A 17,037-nucleotide genomic window follows, 5' to 3' on the forward strand; every position below is an offset into this window, starting at 1 on the left:
TGGTCGAGTGAATGGGTGCCGGCGGTGCCCGGTCAGAAGCGTCCTCCGCCGCGGCGGGAGCGGGTGCCGCCGCCGCCGAAGCTGCCGGAGCTGAATCCGCCGCCTCCGCTCCGGCGACCGCCGCCGCCGAAGGAGGGCATGCCGCCTCCGCCGCGGTTGCCGCCGCCTAGCAGGGAGTTGATCAGGATGCCGCCGAGGACGGCGCCCATGACGTCGCCGCCGCCTCCGCCGCCCTGGTTGCCGAAGCCGCCGCCGAAGCCGCCGACGTCGCTCTGCGCGTGCTGCATCGCCTGAGCGGCCAGCTCGTTGGCGCGCTGGGCGGCCGCGACCGCCTGAGCGGGGTCGGAGGTCGCGAGCTGGCGCGCCTGGACGAGCGATGCGCCCGCCTCGGCGAGTCGGGTGCGGGCGGTGGCGCCCACGGCGCCGCGTCGCGAGGTGATGTAGTCCTCGGCGGCGGAGACCTGCGCCTGCGCGTGGGTGAGCAGCTGCTCCAGCTGCTGCGCGGCGCGGCGCTGCTTCTCCTGTGCGTCGCGGATGCCGGCCAGCAGTGCATCGATCTCGGCGTCCGCCTTCTCGAGGCCGTCGAGGGCGAACAGCGGGTTCTTGGCCGTTCCGCTGAGGAGCGGACGGGACGTCTCGATCTGCTGACGCGTGCCCGCGACCACCCCTGCGAGGCGGCCGTCGGGGTCGGGGAGTGCCGCCGCCGTGGCGGCGTCCTTCTCGAGCTCCGCGATCAGTGAAGCGGCTTCGCGCTCACCCGTGGACAGATCGGCGGCGAGCTTGTCGACCGCGTCCTGGAGCAGCTTCGCCTGGGCGACGGCCTCCTCGGCCGCCCGGATGCTGACGGCCGCCTCGCCCCCGTCGCCTGCGCCGATGGCGGTCTGCGCGGCTGCCAGCTGCTCATCGGCGAACGCGAGGCGCTGGCGCGCCTGTTCGGGGTTGTCGGCGATGGCGGTGAGCGCATCGGGTGCGTACGAGCCCTGGAGGGTCGTGAGGCGGGATGCCGCGGCGTCGGTTCCCTGCCCGACCGTCGAGCGAAGCTCCTGCACGCGGGCGAGCGCCTCGGGCGCATTCTGCTCCAGCTTGCGGAGCTCGTCGAACGCGGCCGCCTTGGCGTCGAGGGCGGCGTTGGCGCGCTCGCACAGCTCGAGGATCCGCGTGTTCCAGCCGCGGACGTCCTGCTCGCTGTCGGGCGTCGCGTCGTCGAGCTGCTGCTTCAGGGCGAAGGCGGCGTCGAGGTCGGCCTTGGCCTGGGCGAGCACCGTCTCGAACTCGACCGCGGCGGCATCGCCGAACTGCGCGCGGGCGAAGCCGAGCTCCTGCTCGCTGGTCTTGAGCGCGTCGTCGGTCTGCACGAGGGCCGAGGCGGCCCGCCGGGCGAGCTCCTCGATCGGCTCCTGCGGGATCGCGGGGGCTCCGCCGCCGGTCACCTGGGGCTGCCGCGCCTTCCGACGCGAGCGGACCACGAAGAAGATCAGCGCGCCGACGACGACCACCAGCAGCAGGACGAACAGGATGCCGCCGAATCCGCCGCTGCCTGCGCCGCCCCCGCGGGCGTCGGCCAGGCCGTCGGCGGCCGCCGTGGCGCCCGCGACCCAGTCGCCGCCCTGCAGGGCCGGACCGATGCGCTCCTGCTCGATGGCGGCCAGCTGATCGTCGCTGACGGGGCTGTCGGGGTGGCCGGAGAGGAAGAACGAGCGCCCCTCGGTGGAGATCGCCAGCAGGTACTGGTTGGGGCCGAGGTTGTTCAGATCGGCGGTCGTGTTGCCCCAGTCCGACGCGTCGGAGGGGTTGGTGAACTGGTCGACGTAGACCACCCACAGGTCCAGGCCCGACGAGTCCGACAGTGCCTCCGAGCGGGCCTGCACCGCCTGCTCCTGCGACGCCGACAGCACCCCGGCGTCGTCGAGCACACGGGTGCTGCCGAGGGGGAGAGGATCGGTGGCCGAGGCCGGCAGAGCACTGCCGAGCACGATCGAGAGGGTGGCTGCGAGCGCCAGCACCCCGCGCGTCACCCGGCGCGATCGCATCGGTGGATCCTCCTCGTCGGGGACACGTTCCCCGCCCCTTTTGCGAGTCTATGCCCGGCGCCGTATGCGGCGATAGGCGATCCGGCCGGGGTCGCCTGTGGATCTGCCCAGACCTTCCGCGGCTGGGCTTCCGGAGTCGTTCGGGGCCCTCGTCGGCGGTGCGATGCGCGTCGCTCGCAGGTCGCGACGCCCGCCCGGGCTAGGCTCACGCACTCGGGGCGACACGCACGGAGGACGGATGGACGACAGGTACGGGAGCGATGTGCTGGCCGCGGGATGGCGTGAGGCCGGGCGGAAGGCCCTCCCGCAGGTGCCCGCCGACCGCGACCTCGTCGTGGAGGTGGCAGGCGACGGCTACTGCGGCGCCGTCGTCGGGATCGAGGCCGGCCACGTTGCCCTCGAGGACCGCCACGGTCGCCGTCGGCTCTTCCCCCTGGGCGGCGGATTCCTCGTCGACGGCCGTGCGATCCAGCTGGTGGCACCGGCCGCCGCCGCGCCGAAGGGGCCGGCGCGCACGGCATCGGGGTCGTTCGCCGCGCCCACGTCTCGGGCGCGCGTGGCCCGCGCCTCGCGCATCCTCGTCGAGGGCAAGCACGATGCCGAGCTCGTCGAGAAGGTGTGGGGCGACGACCTCCGCGCCGAGGGCGTCGTCGTCGAGTTCCTGCAGGGCGTGGACCTGCTCGATGCAGTGCTCCGCGACGATCCGCCGTCGGCCGACCGCCGCTACGGCGTGCTCGTCGACCACCTCGTCCCAGGATCGAAGGAGACCCGGATCGCCGAAGCGGTCGCGCGCGGTCCGCACGGCCGGTTCGTGCGGATCGTCGGCCACCCCCATGTCGACGTCTGGCAGTGCGTCACGCCGCGCGCCCTCGGTATCGCGGGCTGGCCGGACGTGCCCCGCGGCATCGAGTGGAAGGTCGGCGTCAGCCGCGCGCTCGGCTGGCCCGCCGAGACGCCGATCGACCTCGCCCGCAACTGGCAGCGGATCCTCGGCGCCGTCCACAGCTACCGCGACCTCGATCCCGCGCTCCTCGGCCGCGTCGAGGAGCTCATCGACTTCGTCACCGTTGATTGAGGCGGCGGTCGGCGTCGGCGCCGGTCGGTAGCCTGGACAGGTGCCCGAGCCCGAAACCGCCACCGACGCCCCGCGCTACCGCGACAAGCCCGTCTCGTTCGTGCGCCGCAGCGGCCGGATGAGCGAGGCGCAGGACCGGGCGTGGGAAGAGCTGTCGCCGCGCTACCTGCTGCCCGTGCAGCGTGACGCGGCATCGACGAGCGTGCTCCCCGGCTCGGTCATCGACCCCGCCGCGGTGTTCGGCCGCTCAGCGCCGCTCATCGTCGAGATCGGCTCGGGCCAGGGGCACGCGATCGTCCACGCGGCGTCCTCGCGCCCCGGGACCGACTTCGTCGCCGTCGAGGTCTTCCGCGCCGGACTCGCCCGCACCATGCTCGACGCCGACCGCGCCGCCGCCGACAACCTGCGCCTGGTCGAGGCGAACGCCCCCGAGGTGCTCGAGCACCTGCTTCCGGAAGGGTCGGTCGACGAGCTCTGGGTGTTCTTCCCCGATCCCTGGCACAAGGCCAAGCACAACAAGCGCCGGCTGATCGCGCCCGCGTTCGTGCCGATCGCGGCGCGCGCCCTCCGCGACGGCGGGGTGCTCCGCCTCGCCACCGACTGGGAGGACTACGCCCTCCAGATGCGCGCTGTCCTCGCCGACGCCGCGGAGTTCGCGCCGGACTTCGAGGGGGAGTGGGCGCCGCGATTCGACGGGCGCGTCATGACCGCGTTCGAGCGCAAGGGCATCGCCAAGGGACGCGAGATCCGCGACCTCGCATATCGGCGCCGGCCGAGATCGTGACCTCCGGCGCCGGCACGCGCGACCGCTGGCGGGCGGTGCGTCCGCTCGGCCATCGCGACTTCCGGATGCTGTTCACCGCCGTCGTGCTCTCGGTTTTCGCGGCCGGGATGTGGGCGGTCGTCATGGTCTACGCCGTGATCGACACCGGCGGCGGACCGCTGGCCCTGTCGCTGGTCGCGGCCGCCAACGCGGTGGGGCTCCTCGCCTGTGCGATCCCCGGCGGCATCGTCGCCGACCGCGTCTCGCGCCGCCTCGTGCTGCGCGCGATCGAGACGGTCAACGTGCTCGCGATCGCCTCCGTCGTCGTGGCGGGCTGGCTCGGCGCCCTCACCGTCCCGCACCTGACGATCGTCTCGTTCCTCCTCGGCGGCGGCGCCGGGTTCTTCTTCCCCGCCTACAGCGCCGTCCTTCCCCGCATCCTGCCGCAGGCGCAGCTGCTGGCGGCCAACGGGCTCGAGAGCGCGATCCGTCCCGCGCTCCAGCAGGCGGCGGGTCCGGCGGCCGCCGGCATCCTGCTCGCCGCGCTCCTTCCCGCCCAGGCGGCGGTCGTGATCCTCCTCGCCCACGCGGGTGCGCTCGTCGTGCTCCTGTTCCTGCGGCCGGAGCCGGTCGCCGCGCAGGGAGACGGTCACGGGGAGCCCGCGGGGGAGAAGGCGGAGGGCTCGGCGGCGGCGGGGGTCCGCGGCATCCTCCGCGATCTCCGCGAAGCGGTCGTCTTCACCCTGCGGACGCCGTGGCTCCTGTGGACGCTGCTCTTCGCGACGCTGTGGGTGCTCTTCACCGTCGGTCCCGAGACGGTGCTGCTGCCCTTCGTCACCGCGGAGCGCTTCGGCGACGACCCGCGCCTGTTCGGCTTCCTCCTCGCCTTCTTCGGCGCCGGCGGCGTCGTCGGCTCGCTCTTCGTGTCGTCGCTGCCCCTGCCGCGGCGCTACCTCTCCGCCATGACCCTCGTCTGGGGGTTCAGCACGCTGCCCTACATCGCGATCGGCCTCACGCAGTCCTACGCCGTGATGGCGATCAGCTGCGCGCTCGCCGGCTTCGGCTTCAGCTACGGCAACGTCATCTGGGGCACGCTCCTGCAGCGGCGCGTGCCACGCCACATGCTCGGCCGCATCTCGAGCCTCGACTTCTTCGTCTCGCTCGCCCTCATGCCGCTCTCGATGGCGATCGCCGGTCCCGTGGCCCAGGTCGTGCCGCTGTCGGTCATCTTCGTCGTCGCCGGCATCGTCCCCTTCCTCATCTCCTTCGCCGTGCTGGCTCTCGCTCGGATGCCGCAGGATGAGATCGCCCACCCCCTGAAGGACGACTGACGTGAACGCACGCTCCGCCCCGCACCCTCGCCCCGATGCCGCCGGACGGCCGCTCGTCTCGGTCGAGGTCGTGCCGGCGCTCCTCGTGTGCCTGGCGGCCCCTGCCTTCTTCGTGCTGCTGACGCCGTGGCTCGGATGGCTGCTGCTCGCGGCCGGGCTCGGGGTGGCGGTAGCCCTCGAGCGGGGGCGCGTCACGGCATCCGGGCCTTCGCTCACCCGCGACCTGTCGCTCATCGCCGTCGGGCTCCTGATCGTGAGCTCGGTGCCGCTCAAGGCCGAGCTCGACAACGCCGCGATGATCCGCTTCACCCTCGCCCTGGGCGGCGCGGTCGTCGTGCCCTACGTGCTGTCGCGCTGGGTGTATCGCGACCACGCGATCCGGTTCCCGTGGCGAGGCGGCGGCCGGTGGCGGCCGTGGCAGTGGGCGTGGCTCGCGGCCGTGCTCCTGCTCGGCTGGCTGATCCTGCCGTTCTACTTCATCACCTCGGGCGTCTATCTCAACTGGCCCGTCGTCGACACCCCCGACCTCATCGCTCGCCTCTTCGTCGGCGTCGGCGCCGTCGGCATCTGGGACGAGCTGTTCTTCATCTGCACCTGCTTCGTGCTCCTGCGCCGGCACTTCGCCGATGCCACGGCGAACGTCCTGCAGGCGATCGTCTTCGTGTCGTTCCTGTGGGAGCTCGGCTACCGGGCCTGGGGTCCGGTGCTGACCATCCCGTTCGCGCTGCTGCAGGCGATCATCTTCCTGCGCACGAAGTCGCTCGGCTACGTCGTGACGGTGCACCTGCTCTTCGACGCGGTCGTGTTCGCCGTGCTCGTCCACGCGCACAATCCCGGACTGCTCGACGCGATCTTCTTCATCGCCCCGTAGCGCCCTCGCTCCCCGGTCGTTGAGCGAGCGCAGCGAGACGAAACGCCCGCGCCGCCTCCCGGTCGTTGAGCGAGCGCAGCGAGACGAAACGCCCGCGCCGCCTCCCGGTCGTTGAGCGAGCGCAGCGAGACGAAACGCCCTGCACAGGCACTGATCAGCCCGCTCCGCTAGCCTCGATCACGGACCTCGACAGGGTCCCCGGACGACGGATCAGTACCCGGTGAGCGACAAGACTGGCCATGGAGGCAGTCATGTCGTGGGTCATCCTCATCCTCTCCGGTGTGCTCGAGGCCGTCTGGGCCACCGCGCTCGGCAAGTCCGAGGGCTTCACGAAGCTCTGGCCGACCGTCGTCTTCGGCGTCACCCTCGTCGCGAGCATGGGCGGTCTCGCCTGGGCGATGCGCGAGATCTCGACCGGCACCGCCTACGCCGTGTGGGTCGGCATCGGGGCGTCGCTGACCGTCGCATGGGCGATGATCAGCGGCGACGAGGACTTCTCGATCGTGAAGATGCTCCTCATCCTCGGTCTCGTGGGCTGTGTCGTCGGCCTCAAGCTCGTCGGCGGCGACCACTGAGGGCCCTCGCTCCCGGTCGTTGAGCGAGCGCAGCGAGACGAGACGCCCTCGGACCGCTTCCCCACCCCGGTCGTTGAGCGAGCGCAGCGAGTCGAAACGCGGCTTCGGTGGTGTCGCCCCGGTCGTTGAGCGAGCGCAGCGAGACGAAACGCCCCCGCGCTCAGGCCAGCAGATCCAAGAGCGCCGGCCCGAACACGATGAGAGCGGCGACCGGAACGACGAGCAGCCCGATCGCCACGATGCCGATCGCGGCCATGCTTCCGAGGATCGACAGCACTGCCGCGCCCGTCGCCGAGCTGACGCGCGCCGCTGCGGTGCGGGGCGTGCGGGCGGTGTGGCGGGGGAGGGTCAGGGTCGCGGTGGCCATGATTCGACGGTACGAATCGAGGGTCCCGTGGCGCGTCGGCCGGTGGTCTCATCGGCATCCGTCGGAAGGATGATTTCGCCCTCCAGGCCGACGTGACTTTCACCTTCAACGTGAACGAGAGGTGACTTTTCGGCGAAGTATTGACGCCGTTTCCGGGCTGAGTATCTTAGGTCTCGCGAAGGAAAACGGAAACGAAAGAACCTTGAAAGAGGAACCGACACAGGAACCGACAACGCATGATGATCGCCCCGGAGCTTCGGCTCCGGGGCGATCTTCGCGTGTGCCCGAGATGCCCCTCGATGGGCGCAGATTCGGAGCATGGCAGCGGATTCGGACCCCTGTCACCGGAGCATCCGAATCCGGCACGATCCTCCGATTCCCGCACTCGCCGAGCCGCGCCGATCAGTTCCACGACCGCGCGCTGCGGGTCCGCACCGTCACTCGCCGCGCCGGCGCGACCAGCGGTCGTAGCCGAGTCCCGCGAGCCACGTGACAGCCGGGACCGCGAACGCCCACGGGTCGGCCTGAACGCCGAACGCGGTGACCAGCGCCAGGGCAAGCAGGGCGATGCACGGCGCGACCCAGCGCCCGAGTACCCGCGACGGTCCCGACCGCCACGCGACACGGCTTGCGGCGACGACGGCGGGCGGGACCAGCAGAGCGGCGCTCGCGCATGCGATGACGCGGTCCGCGGGAAGGAGCGCCGCCGTGACTCCGGCCGACGCGACCACGAGCATCGTCGCCGCCAGCGGGGCCCGCGAGGTCTCGCGGAGCCGGCGGAGGCTCCGGGAGGGACGGTCGGGCAGCAGGCCGTCCCGCGCCGCCGCGAACACGATGCGAGCCCCCTGCATCGCGATGACGATCGCGGCGTTGAGGCAGGCGATCGCGGCGCTGGTGAGGACGGCGATCTGCAGGGGCGGTGAGGAGTCGAACGCCGACACCGCGTGGAGCAGTCCGCCTGTGCCGTCGGGGAAGGACAGGCCGCACCAGCTGCCGACCAGAAGACCGCCGAGGGCCGTGAACTCGAGCGCGAACGTCAGCGCCAGCGTCCACCCGACGGCGCGCGCCGCGAGTCGCCCGGATCCCAGGTCCTCTTCGCCCAGCATCACCGCCGACCCGAAGCCCGCCAGCGCGAAGTAGGCCACGGCGATCGACGCGAGGAGCGGGCCCGCCTCGAGGCTCGCGAGCGACGTCAGCGCGACGCCCGCACAGGTCTCGAGGGAGATCCCGGAGTCCGCGAAGGCGACGATCCCGATCGCGGTGATCCCGAGCACCGCCACGATCTCGATGTACAGGAGCACCGAGGTGATCCGCGCGCCGTGGAGCACCCGCTGCGGCGCGACGACGGCCACGACGGCGGCGAGGACCAGCGCCGTCCACAGCTCGCCGCCCGTGCCGAGGATGCCGGCGAGAAGCTGTGCAGCACCCTGGAGCATCGCTGCGATCGCGAGGATCGCGCCGACGAGCGTCGTCGTGAAGGTCGCGCGTGCGACGCCGGAGCCGATGACGCGGCGCGCGAAGGCCCATTCGCCCCCGGCGCTCGGGAACTGTCGTGCGAGCGAGGAGTAGCAGGAGGCGAGCGGAACGCACAGCAGTCCGGCCAGCAGGAGCGCGACCGGGGCGCCCCAGTGCAGCGAGAACAGGATGGCGGGGAGGATCACCACGACCGACGACGCCGGCGTCACCGACGACACGGACAGCCGGATGACGTCGCCGAGCCGGAGCGTGCGCGCCAGCTCCGCTCCCGTCCCGGGCGACGGCGCCTGCGGTCCTGCTGCGTCCATGGCCTCGCCTCCCGTCTCTAGAGAGACGTCGACGAAGCCTGGAAATGACGGCGCGACAGTTGTCCGGCAGCCGCCACCGGGGGAGAGGGGGAGGGTACGTCCGCGGCTACGGCCGCAGGGTCTCGTCCCATCCGGCCAGCATCGCGTTCAGCAGGCGTGCGAGCTCCTGCTTCTCGCTCGCTGACAGGGGCGCCGCGAAGCGGGCTTCCGCCGTGTTCATCTCCTGGAACAGGCGGAGCATCGTCTGATCGCCCTCATCGCTGAGCCGGACGAGGCTGCGCCGTGCGTCGTCCGGGTCGGGCCGGCGGGAGACGAGTCCGCGCGTCGACAGCTGAGACAGGATCGTCGTCAGCCCCGACTTGGAGACCATGGCGGCGCTCGCCACCCAGCCGGCATCCCGCTCTCCGAACAGCCAGAGGTTCCACACGACCTCGAACTGCGCCCAGGTGAGGCGGTAGGTGTCGAGGATCTCCGCGGTCTGGAAGGCGCGCGCAGCGTCGGCGGCTTGGTGCAGCAGCCACACGGCGCGGAACGAATCCCGATCGACGGCGCCCTCGTGGCGCGCGAGAAGCTCCTGCGTCGCCTGCTCGTACTCGGACTGGGGGAGGAACCCCGGACCACGCTTCGTCGCCATTCGCTTGCTCTCCTGCTCGGCTCTGGGTTAACCATACGTCCGCGAACGAACATCTTGCGCAGGCTCGCTCAACGGGGTACGGTGATCTCATTCGTTCGAGGACGAACGAAACAGGAGTGAAGTTCACAACCGAAGAGCGCCCCCCGGATGCTCGCCTCGCGCGTCCCCCTATACGCCGGGTGAGCTGAGCTGTCCCCCCGGGCAGCTCGGGAACGGGGACCGGCCCCCACCGGCCCCCGTTCCCGCATCCGCGTCGTCACCGCGAGTGGTTCGGCGGCGGAGCGGTCAGACGGCCGCGAGGATGCCGGCCAGGGGAGCGGGGATGCGGTCGAGCGGCAGCGCTTCGGCGAGGAGTCGGGCGTACCGTGCCTTGTTGCCGCTGCGTCCGCCGAAGAAGCGTGCGAGCTGCGCCTCGGTCGAGCGAAGGCGCTGCGCCGGCTGGCGCTGCAGGCGGCGGAACGACTCGAGTTCGCCCTGCTGAGCGATGACGGCCTCGACGGCGTCCGTCCCGAGCGCGCGGACGAGCTCCCCCTCGAGGTCGGGGTCGCAGACGAAGACGTCGTCGATGACGCGCGCGAAGTCGTCGCGCTCCTTCGCGTCGACCAGACCGAGCACGCGTTCGCCCGCGAGTGAGGTGACGGCGCGGCGGGCGCCCTTCGAGCCGCCAACCGCGAGGATGCGCGGGGTGGGGAGGCCGAGACGCCGGGCGATGACCTCGAGCGCGGCGGCGTCGCTGTCGCCCTCGACGAGGATCACGGTCATGGTGGCGAGTGTAGGAGGGAGGGCCGGCGGGAGGGAGTGGGCGACCTTTGGTACCGGAAATGTCGGAGAGCGATTTCCGAAATCTGCAGATGCCGGCAAAATCCGCGGAATTCCGCGGGTTTTCGAGGTTCCGGAGTGCGTTTGGCTTCGCCCGAGAACACATGAAATCTCACCAAGTGTGGGCAAAATGTGGGCAAATCGAGCACCGTGGGCGCCCTACGCGGCCGCCGCTCACCGATTTCCGTTGCCCCTGGTGCCCGTCGGGCGGCAGCACCGGCGGGCCGCTCATCTCCCGATCGAAGGTCCCGATGAACCTGGTTGGGCCACGGGCCCGGTGAGCTGCTCGCGGAGCTGCTGCTGGCGAGTCTGCCGAAGCACGTCGCGTCCGGTGGCCTCGTCGACGAGGCCGGCGATACGCGCCCGATTCATCATGCGCGTCGCGGTGCTGACGCTGACTCCGAGCTGTTCTGAGACGAGCTTGAGTGGACCGTCGTTGATGACCGTGGCGAGCCGGTACAACCGTGCCGCCTCGCGCAGGTTCTGTTCGTCGGAGCGCGACTCGTCCGCCCGCAGTCGCGTCAGGTATTGTCCGTAGGTCTCAGGCTCGGAGAGACCGCTGTCGATGCGGACAACGCGAGCCGCAGCCCGTTTGACGATGGCCTGTACTCGGAGGTCGCGCAGCAGTGTGGTGGTCACCTCATCGCCCTCGCCGCTCCGATCCACACGGATTGACTCAGCCGCCGCCCGGCGCAGTGTCGGGTCGTACACGAGGTGCGCACGCACGGCACCCGGAATGTCGGGAATGTCAGTCACGACGGCGACCCAAGAGCGCGGGATGTGAATGCCGTCGCCGGCGTCGAGGATCTCATCGTCGATCGATTCGATCGAGAGTTCAGGCATGCCGTGAGTGTCGCAGCTCCGGGAAGCGCGAGCAAGTGATGACATCAAACACTCACCGGTGTACAGTGCGTGAGCAAGTGATGACATCTACCATTCAGTAAAGGAGAAGGTCATGAACTCATCGCCGAATTCGCTTGCCCTGACGATGAAGGATGCCGCCAAGCTCGTCGGCGTGGACTACCGCACGATCAAGCTCGGCATCGAGAACGGGACCATCCCCACGGTTCAGCTCGGCCCGCGCCGCATGATCCCGCGCGTGCCGCTGTTGCGCGCCTTCGGCGTCGACGTGTGAAAGCCCGCGGTCGACCAAGGCAACCTGGCCGTCAGTTTAGGACCGTTCGCCGGGCAGCATTGTTCGCTGAGCCATCCTTCTGCGAGCGGTGCGCAAGTCACGGGTTTGTGTGAACGGGTCCGGCGATCCAGCTGTCCGAAGTCCTCACGCCGCGATTCAGGACGCCTCGACCCGCGGCGGCTGACAAGATGGGCACCGTGCGCCCGAATGATAAAGAAGCCAAGACCTACCAGGATCTGATGGGGTTGCTCCCGGATGTCGCGAAGATCTCGATCTGGTGGAATCACGACGAAGACGGCGTGCCGGGCTTCGCCGAGCGGATCCAGCTGTGGGGCCACGACGGTCAGCAACTCATCGAAGCCACCGCTGACGAGGTCGAGAGGCTACCCGACTTCCACCAAAGCGCGCCGGCAAGGAACTACACCCTGCGGGAGCGCCTCCCTGCGGTGTTCGCGGTACTTGACTGGGCGGACGCGTTTGCGCTGGAAGAGGGTCCAGACGGCGGTTCACTGCTGGAGCTGCCGAGCGCCTCGCACGTCGGCGACGCGCCGCCTGCGGAGTGGACGGCCTAGAGAGGGATCTCATCACGTAGCGGCTGCGGCGCCCACGCGAGTTCACCGAGCACAGGTAGATCCCTATGCGCGGCGATGCACGGTAGGCGGGCCACGACGAGCGCAAGACGAACGCGGCGCGCTAGCTGCGCTCATCCCACGGCATTCGCTCGAGATCTCAGTACAGCATCGGCTCGATCGAGTCGAGGTTGATGGCTTGAATGGCCGCGCGGTCGGCGAGGGCTCGTCGGCTTTGCGGACAATCGACGATCTGCAGTGCAGATCCAATTCCTCGGCACCCGCGCCAGCTCGTCTGTCATCAAAGGTCCTGAGAGACGCTTACCAGTGATTCGGGCGACCTACTACGCTTGCGTGGAGTCAACCATCCCGGCACCTGTTCTGGACCAGTTGCGTGAGAGGACGACGAAACAGCGGCGCACATATCGACTCGTGAGGAACCGATGGCCACCACCCTCGAGCAGCTTGTGTTGGCATACCGCAAGGCGAAGGTTGATCTCTACTTCTCGGTCGACTCGAGGGAACTCGACTTGCTCGACTATGAAGAGAACCTCGAAAGTCGACTCGGACAGCTATTGGCCCTAATCAATGGTGATTCGGTTGATTGGGTGACGAAGCCTAGCTTTGTCGGGAGCTACTCGATCGTTCCGAAGTCGCTCACAACCGGTGACCCGGGGTTCAACGCGGGCCACACGATGTGGTCAGATCCAGATAGTCAGTTCGAGGCCCGGGCGGCGGCGACCAGGATTACCGCGACTTTCCGGGTCGTTTCCCAATGCAGCGTCGACATGCACGTGTTGTCCTCGCTTTGGATAATGACCGCCGGTGCGAAGTTCGATGCCAAACTATCGCGAACTTCGATGGGGAATCGCCTTCGCCGACGAGTGGACAACACCTTCAATGAGCTCGCGGTGGGAAGCTTCAAGCCCTATCTTGAGCCGTTCAGGAGGTGGCGAGAAGACGGACTGGTAGCGATCGAGCGGGCCCTCGACCAAGAGAAGCACGTTGCGGCCGTGACCGGCGACGCCACGTCGTACTACCACCAGCTGACTCCCAACTTCCTTCTGGACGACCACTTCGTTTCCGAAGTGCTTGGCGTCGAGCTACCTGAGGGCGAAGGGCGAATCAACCAACTGTTTGTGAGTGCGCTCAATGCGTGGAGTGACCAAACTGCCGATTCACTGCAATCGCGTCCCGCTGGTTTGCCCGTGGGGCTTCCGGCCAGCGCCGTCGTCGCGAACTTGGCGCTAGTGGAGTTCGACCGTTTCATCGAGCGAGAACTGACCCCGCTCTACTACGGCCGCTATGTTGATGACTTCTTCCTCGTTCTCGAGGACGGAGCCAATCTCACGTCGGCCGCTGATATCTGGGGCTGGATCACCGCGCGAGCCGACCCAAGTCTGGGCATATCTGCAACCGTCGATGGCCTCACTTTCGCGCCACGGTACCTCGCTGGCTCCGACGTGCGGTTTGAGAACCGCAAGAATCGGACGTTCAACCTTCGCGGTCGCACAGGTAAGGCACTAATCTCTTCGCTCCGCCGAACGATCGCCGAGCAGGGCAGCGAGTGGAGGGCTCTACCCAACCTCCCCAGCACGAATGTCGAGATTGGCACGCGTATGGTGATCGCAATGCAGGCCGATGGCGACCCCGCCGATAACCTGCGCAAGGCAGACACGATATCAGCCAAGCGTGCCAAGTTCGCGCTTCAGTTGCGGGATTTCGAGGCGTTCCAGCGAGATCTCGAACCGGCCGACTGGGCTGGTTATAGAGAGGCGTTCTTCGAGTCGGTTTGCGATCACGTCCTTACCCCGCAGGGATTCTTCGAACTCTGGACTTACCTACCTCGACTTCTTCGTCTCGCCCTCGTGTGCGACGACCTAGCGATGTTTGGTCGCATGATCGGGCGCCTAGCGACGCTCGTCGAATCGATCAATGCTTCGACCGTTCACAAGGTGGCCGGACTCGACAACGCGCCTTCGAATCTTATGACTTCGTGGCACCGCCAACTGACGAGTGTCGTTAGGCGAGCGATCGTTTCCACAATTCACGCACCACTCTCCCCGAGCGCCACAACTGGTCTCGAGAGCGCCCTACGCGTGTTTGACCCAGAGCTTGGGGACTGGATTCGTGGCGCAGATATCGCGGATCTTGGCCAGAGACTTTTCGCGCACGACCTTGGCCACACACCCGCGAGGTTCGCAATCTTGCCCGAGGAGATTGCGCCACGCGGCGGCCCCCTCTTGGCGTCCGTCGACGACGAGCCGCAGCTTCTCCACGCGCTCCCATATGCGATCCAGCTTGGATTCGAGTCCCTCGCGTCCCTCGTCCGCCACGAGGCGTTCAACGGCGTCGCGCACGCGTTGCTGTTCCCCACCCGCCCGCCGAATCTGGTCGAACTGTTCATCGTCGGCGACCCCTTCGCTTCAACATCTCAGTCCGATGTTCAAGCCGCTACGCAACTCATCGCCAACGCCGTCCTCGCGTTGCGAGGTTTCCGAATCCACGATGATATGCCAGGGCAAGTTGGGGACGGAACGAGCGGTTCATTCATCTCAGTAAGAAACTCCCGGTCGCGCCAGGGCGGCAGAAGGCGGATCGCAATTGGTTCACTCGAAACGTTCGAGTCGCAGTCGACTCGGGCCGCTATGGGTAGACCCGACCTTGGCCTCGCGAGATACCGACGTGTCTCGGATCTTGTCAACGAGCTAATCTCGCGGCGAGGCGCGGCGGATTATCTCGTTCTCCCTGAGCTGAGTCTTCCGTCTCGATGGTTCGTCCGCGTCGCTCAGAAGCTCGGAGCTCAGGGGGTGAGTCTCGTGGCGGGCCTCGAATACGCTCGACGTGGATCCACGGTTCGCAATCAGGTCTGGGCGTCTTTGCGCCATAACCACTTCGGCTTCCCGTCGCTCCTTGTGTACCGACAGGACAAGCAGCGACCAGCGCCGGGAGAGAGCGTGACTCTGGCAGGACTCGCCGGACTAACTCTCGATCCAGTTCAGAGATGGGCTTTCCCACCCGTCATTTCGCATGGGGGCTTCTTCTTTTCCATCGTGATTTGCAGCGAGCTAACCAACATCGGCTATCGTTCATCCTTGCGCGGGCGGGTTGACGCGCTTTTTGTGCCCGAATGGAATCGCGACATCCACACATTCGAGGCCCTAGTGGAGTCCGCCGCGCTGGATATTCACGCCTTCATCGTGCAGGCGAACAATCGTGCATATGGCGATAGTCGGATTAGAGTTCCTGCGGTGAACGAGTGGGAGCGGGACCTGATCAGGCATCGCGGTGGATTGCACGACTACACAGTGATCGGTGAGATCAACTTCCATGCGCTCCGGGAGCATCAAAGTGTATTCCGGGTAGCCAAGCCTAGGTTCAAGCCATTGCCCGATGGTTTCGTCATAAGCGCTCAGCGATTTCGACTTCCACCGAAAGAAAGATGACGAGGGCGCTGACGGTCTACTGAGCGGGATCGACAAAGGGCGTGTCCGGCGCGTATCCCGTACTCGGCGAACGGCGCGCGCTCTCGGTGCCCCGGTATGCGTCTACGGCACATGGACGCTCCAACCACGCCAGTTGCCTCGTCCTCCTCCGGTTTGCGGCCTTTGCCGCCGCCGTGACGGTCAGGATTTGGCCACGCAAGCCGGAGCAACGCCGCAACCGTCTGCGTTGGACCGAGCTTGAACTTCACTCCCGGGATCCCTTTCTCCAGCTCGGTCGTCACCGTGCCGAGGGTTGCCCGTATGTTACTCGGAGCAACGATAGGGACCCAACAGCGCTTCCATCGCCTTGATGGCGTGGTCCCAGGCGTCGGAATAGTTGGGTGTCGGCCCATACAGTGCCAGCCAGGCTTCTGAAAGCTCGACGCTCGCCTGGTCCTGAACACTGGTGGCGTCGCGGTAAGCCGCCTCCGCTGTCCCGTCGACACGCCGAATCAGACCTCGACCATCCTCGCGAACTGTCCACACGGATGCCGCATCTCGAAGCAATACGCGTAGTTGCTTCTGGGTGCGTGCAACGCTCTTCGAGAGGGTGGCATCAAGCACATCGAGCATCAGATCGTCATCTCGGGATGCGGCGTTTAGCAACTGCCGCATGAGGCTTACTTCGTACGCACGGCTCGGGTTCAGTTCGATATCGCACACGAGAGCAATAGACATGATGAGGCGGTCGAAATCGAACGTGCTTCCCGCGGTCCTGTACCCCATCTCGCCTTCGAGCCAGTAGACCAAGCTTCTGGTAGCCGCCGGGCTGAAGTTCTCAGACAGGGTGGCGGGCGTGCGCCGTCCATCCCTCACCGAAAGCCGCTGCCAGTCGTTCACGTTGCTCAAATCAACTCCCGAAATCGTGAGAGAAGGAACTCAAACATCTCCGATTCGTCGCCCTTCCGTGCGTTCACCAACGCTGAGAGATCGCTGTCGTCTAGAGCGATAACGAATCCTCTGTGGTCCAGCGCCGCGTCGCGGCACCGAGCAACGACTGCCGCTCTGTCATCGGCGCCACCCCTATAGCAGAGGAAGCCGAACTGGCCCCTGAACGGAGAGAAGCGACCGGTTAGTTGGTCAAACTCTTCGTTCTTGAGGGCTTTGCTGTAGTTCTTGCACTCGACGACGACCTGACCCGCTGGGACGGCACCCGCGGTGTGCAGCCACTGGAAGAAGCCGTGTTGCGCGAGGTTGATGTAGACGATGTCGATCCGCTTGCGACCCCCGTGAATCGTCAACTCTCGCTTCGGCATATCCAGCCACGGGAGAAACAGCGCGTTCAGTAGGTGCTGGACTGCACGGTGATAGTCGTCAGCGTGCTCGCGCCCGGATGGAACGGCGAGCACGTCCGCGAGAAGAGAATCCCAGTTTGGCGGTGGCGCGGAAAGTGTCAAGGCGGGTGAGACAGATTCCGTCAGGCGGTCTGTATGAGGGCCTCCTGTGAGGGCTGGTTGATCCAGGCGGCCTCGGGCAGCTTGGGCGCCTGGGGTCGGCGGTGGCCGAAGCGCTCGGGACGGGCGGCGTAGGCCGCGTCCAGGGTGGCCTGGCGCTGGGCGCGGACCTGCCCGGCGGTGCCGAAGTGGACGCTGGCGGGGG

At 67.8% G+C, this 17,037-nt stretch carries 16 protein-coding genes, 1 pseudogene and 1 riboswitch; of the genes and pseudogenes, 8 read left to right on the forward strand and 9 right to left on the reverse strand.

What is annotated here, in order from left to right:
• Positions 1–32: 32 nt before the first annotated feature.
• Positions 33–2,030, reverse strand: coding sequence for a TPM domain-containing protein (locus QQZ13_RS13735; protein WP_284529919.1), 1,998 nt, complete (start codon positions 2,028–2,030; stop codon positions 33–35).
• A 238-nt stretch (positions 2,031–2,268) separates the two neighbouring features.
• On the opposite strand from QQZ13_RS13735, the gene QQZ13_RS13740 reads away from it, so the two are divergent.
• The 5 genes from QQZ13_RS13740 to QQZ13_RS13760 all read left to right on the forward strand — a co-directional run bounded on the left by QQZ13_RS13740 (position 2,269) and on the right by QQZ13_RS13760 (position 6,645).
• Positions 2,269–3,105 carry a DUF3097 family protein gene (locus QQZ13_RS13740; protein ID WP_284529921.1) on the forward strand — a complete coding sequence of 279 codons (837 nt, stop codon included), beginning with the start codon at positions 2,269–2,271 and terminating at the stop codon, positions 3,103–3,105.
• Between the two features lie 118 nt (positions 3,106–3,223).
• Positions 3,224–3,889, forward strand: a complete 666-nt coding sequence (gene trmB / locus QQZ13_RS13745) for a tRNA (guanosine(46)-N7)-methyltransferase TrmB (RefSeq protein ID WP_284529945.1) — start codon at positions 3,224–3,226, stop codon at positions 3,887–3,889.
• Positions 3,886–5,199 carry an MFS transporter gene (locus QQZ13_RS13750; RefSeq protein WP_284529922.1) on the forward strand — a complete coding sequence of 438 codons (1,314 nt, stop codon included), beginning with the start codon at positions 3,886–3,888 and terminating at the stop codon, positions 5,197–5,199. The genes trmB and QQZ13_RS13750 overlap by 4 nt, the downstream gene beginning before the upstream one ends.
• Positions 5,200–5,269: 70 nt before the next feature.
• Entirely contained in the window at positions 5,270–6,070 is an 801-nt protein-coding gene (locus tag QQZ13_RS13755; protein ID WP_284529947.1) for a CPBP family glutamic-type intramembrane protease, read from the forward strand.
• Between the two features lie 177 nt (positions 6,071–6,247).
• A riboswitch (guanidine-III (ykkC-III) riboswitch) is annotated at positions 6,248–6,312 on the forward strand.
• 9 nt (positions 6,313–6,321) lie between these two features.
• Positions 6,322–6,645, forward strand: a complete 324-nt coding sequence (locus tag QQZ13_RS13760) for a multidrug efflux SMR transporter (protein ID WP_284529924.1) — start codon at positions 6,322–6,324, stop codon at positions 6,643–6,645.
• A 160-nt stretch (positions 6,646–6,805) separates the two neighbouring features.
• Here QQZ13_RS13760 and QQZ13_RS13765 read toward each other — a convergent pair whose 3' ends face one another.
• The 5 genes from QQZ13_RS13765 to QQZ13_RS13785 all read right to left on the reverse strand — a co-directional run bounded on the left by QQZ13_RS13765 (position 6,806) and on the right by QQZ13_RS13785 (position 11,092).
• Positions 6,806–7,012 (reverse strand): hypothetical protein, encoded by a 207-nt coding sequence (locus QQZ13_RS13765; RefSeq protein WP_284529926.1) that lies wholly within the window; start codon positions 7,010–7,012, stop codon positions 6,806–6,808.
• 437 nt (positions 7,013–7,449) lie between these two features.
• Complete coding sequence (locus QQZ13_RS13770) at positions 7,450–8,796, reverse strand: APC family permease (protein WP_284529927.1); 1,347 nt, start codon at positions 8,794–8,796, stop codon at positions 7,450–7,452.
• A 106-nt stretch (positions 8,797–8,902) separates the two neighbouring features.
• A complete protein-coding gene (locus tag QQZ13_RS13775; RefSeq protein ID WP_284529928.1) occupies positions 8,903–9,430 on the reverse strand; it encodes a MarR family winged helix-turn-helix transcriptional regulator in 528 nt (175 codons plus the stop codon).
• Positions 9,431–9,715: 285 nt separating this feature from the next.
• A complete protein-coding gene (locus QQZ13_RS13780; RefSeq protein WP_284529930.1) occupies positions 9,716–10,192 on the reverse strand; it encodes an ATP-dependent endonuclease in 477 nt (158 codons plus the stop codon).
• A gap of 285 nt (positions 10,193–10,477) precedes the next feature.
• On the reverse strand, positions 10,478–11,092 hold the full coding sequence (locus QQZ13_RS13785) for a hypothetical protein (protein ID WP_284529931.1): 615 nt from the start codon (positions 11,090–11,092) through the stop codon (positions 10,478–10,480).
• A gap of 112 nt (positions 11,093–11,204) precedes the next feature.
• Between QQZ13_RS13785 and QQZ13_RS13790 the strand changes: the two genes are divergently transcribed.
• The 3 genes from QQZ13_RS13790 to QQZ13_RS13800 all read left to right on the forward strand — a co-directional run bounded on the left by QQZ13_RS13790 (position 11,205) and on the right by QQZ13_RS13800 (position 15,399).
• Positions 11,205–11,384, forward strand: a complete 180-nt coding sequence (locus QQZ13_RS13790) for a DNA-binding protein (protein WP_284529932.1) — start codon at positions 11,205–11,207, stop codon at positions 11,382–11,384.
• A gap of 188 nt (positions 11,385–11,572) precedes the next feature.
• Positions 11,573–11,956, forward strand: coding sequence for a hypothetical protein (locus QQZ13_RS13795; RefSeq protein WP_284529933.1), 384 nt, complete (start codon positions 11,573–11,575; stop codon positions 11,954–11,956).
• A gap of 440 nt (positions 11,957–12,396) precedes the next feature.
• A complete protein-coding gene (locus QQZ13_RS13800) occupies positions 12,397–15,399 on the forward strand; it encodes an RNA-directed DNA polymerase (protein WP_284529934.1) in 3,003 nt (1,000 codons plus the stop codon).
• Between the two features lie 303 nt (positions 15,400–15,702).
• Here QQZ13_RS13800 and QQZ13_RS13805 read toward each other — a convergent pair whose 3' ends face one another.
• From QQZ13_RS13805 to QQZ13_RS13815, 3 genes and pseudogenes are all read right to left on the reverse strand, one after another.
• Positions 15,703–16,278: a hypothetical protein gene (locus QQZ13_RS13805; protein ID WP_284529935.1), complete on the reverse strand. Its 576-nt coding sequence runs from the start codon at positions 16,276–16,278 to the stop codon at positions 15,703–15,705.
• 5 nt (positions 16,279–16,283) lie between these two features.
• Positions 16,284–16,787 carry a hypothetical protein gene (locus tag QQZ13_RS13810; RefSeq protein ID WP_284529937.1) on the reverse strand — a complete coding sequence of 168 codons (504 nt, stop codon included), beginning with the start codon at positions 16,785–16,787 and terminating at the stop codon, positions 16,284–16,286.
• A 68-nt stretch (positions 16,788–16,855) separates the two neighbouring features.
• A pseudogene (locus tag QQZ13_RS13815) lies at positions 16,856–17,037 on the reverse strand (IS3 family transposase); the annotation flags it as partial.

Origin of the sequence: Microbacterium sp. T2.11-28 (assembly GCF_950097975.1) — a bacterium.
In the GTDB taxonomy this organism is placed as follows: Bacteria; Actinomycetota; Actinomycetes; order Actinomycetales; family Microbacteriaceae; genus Microbacterium.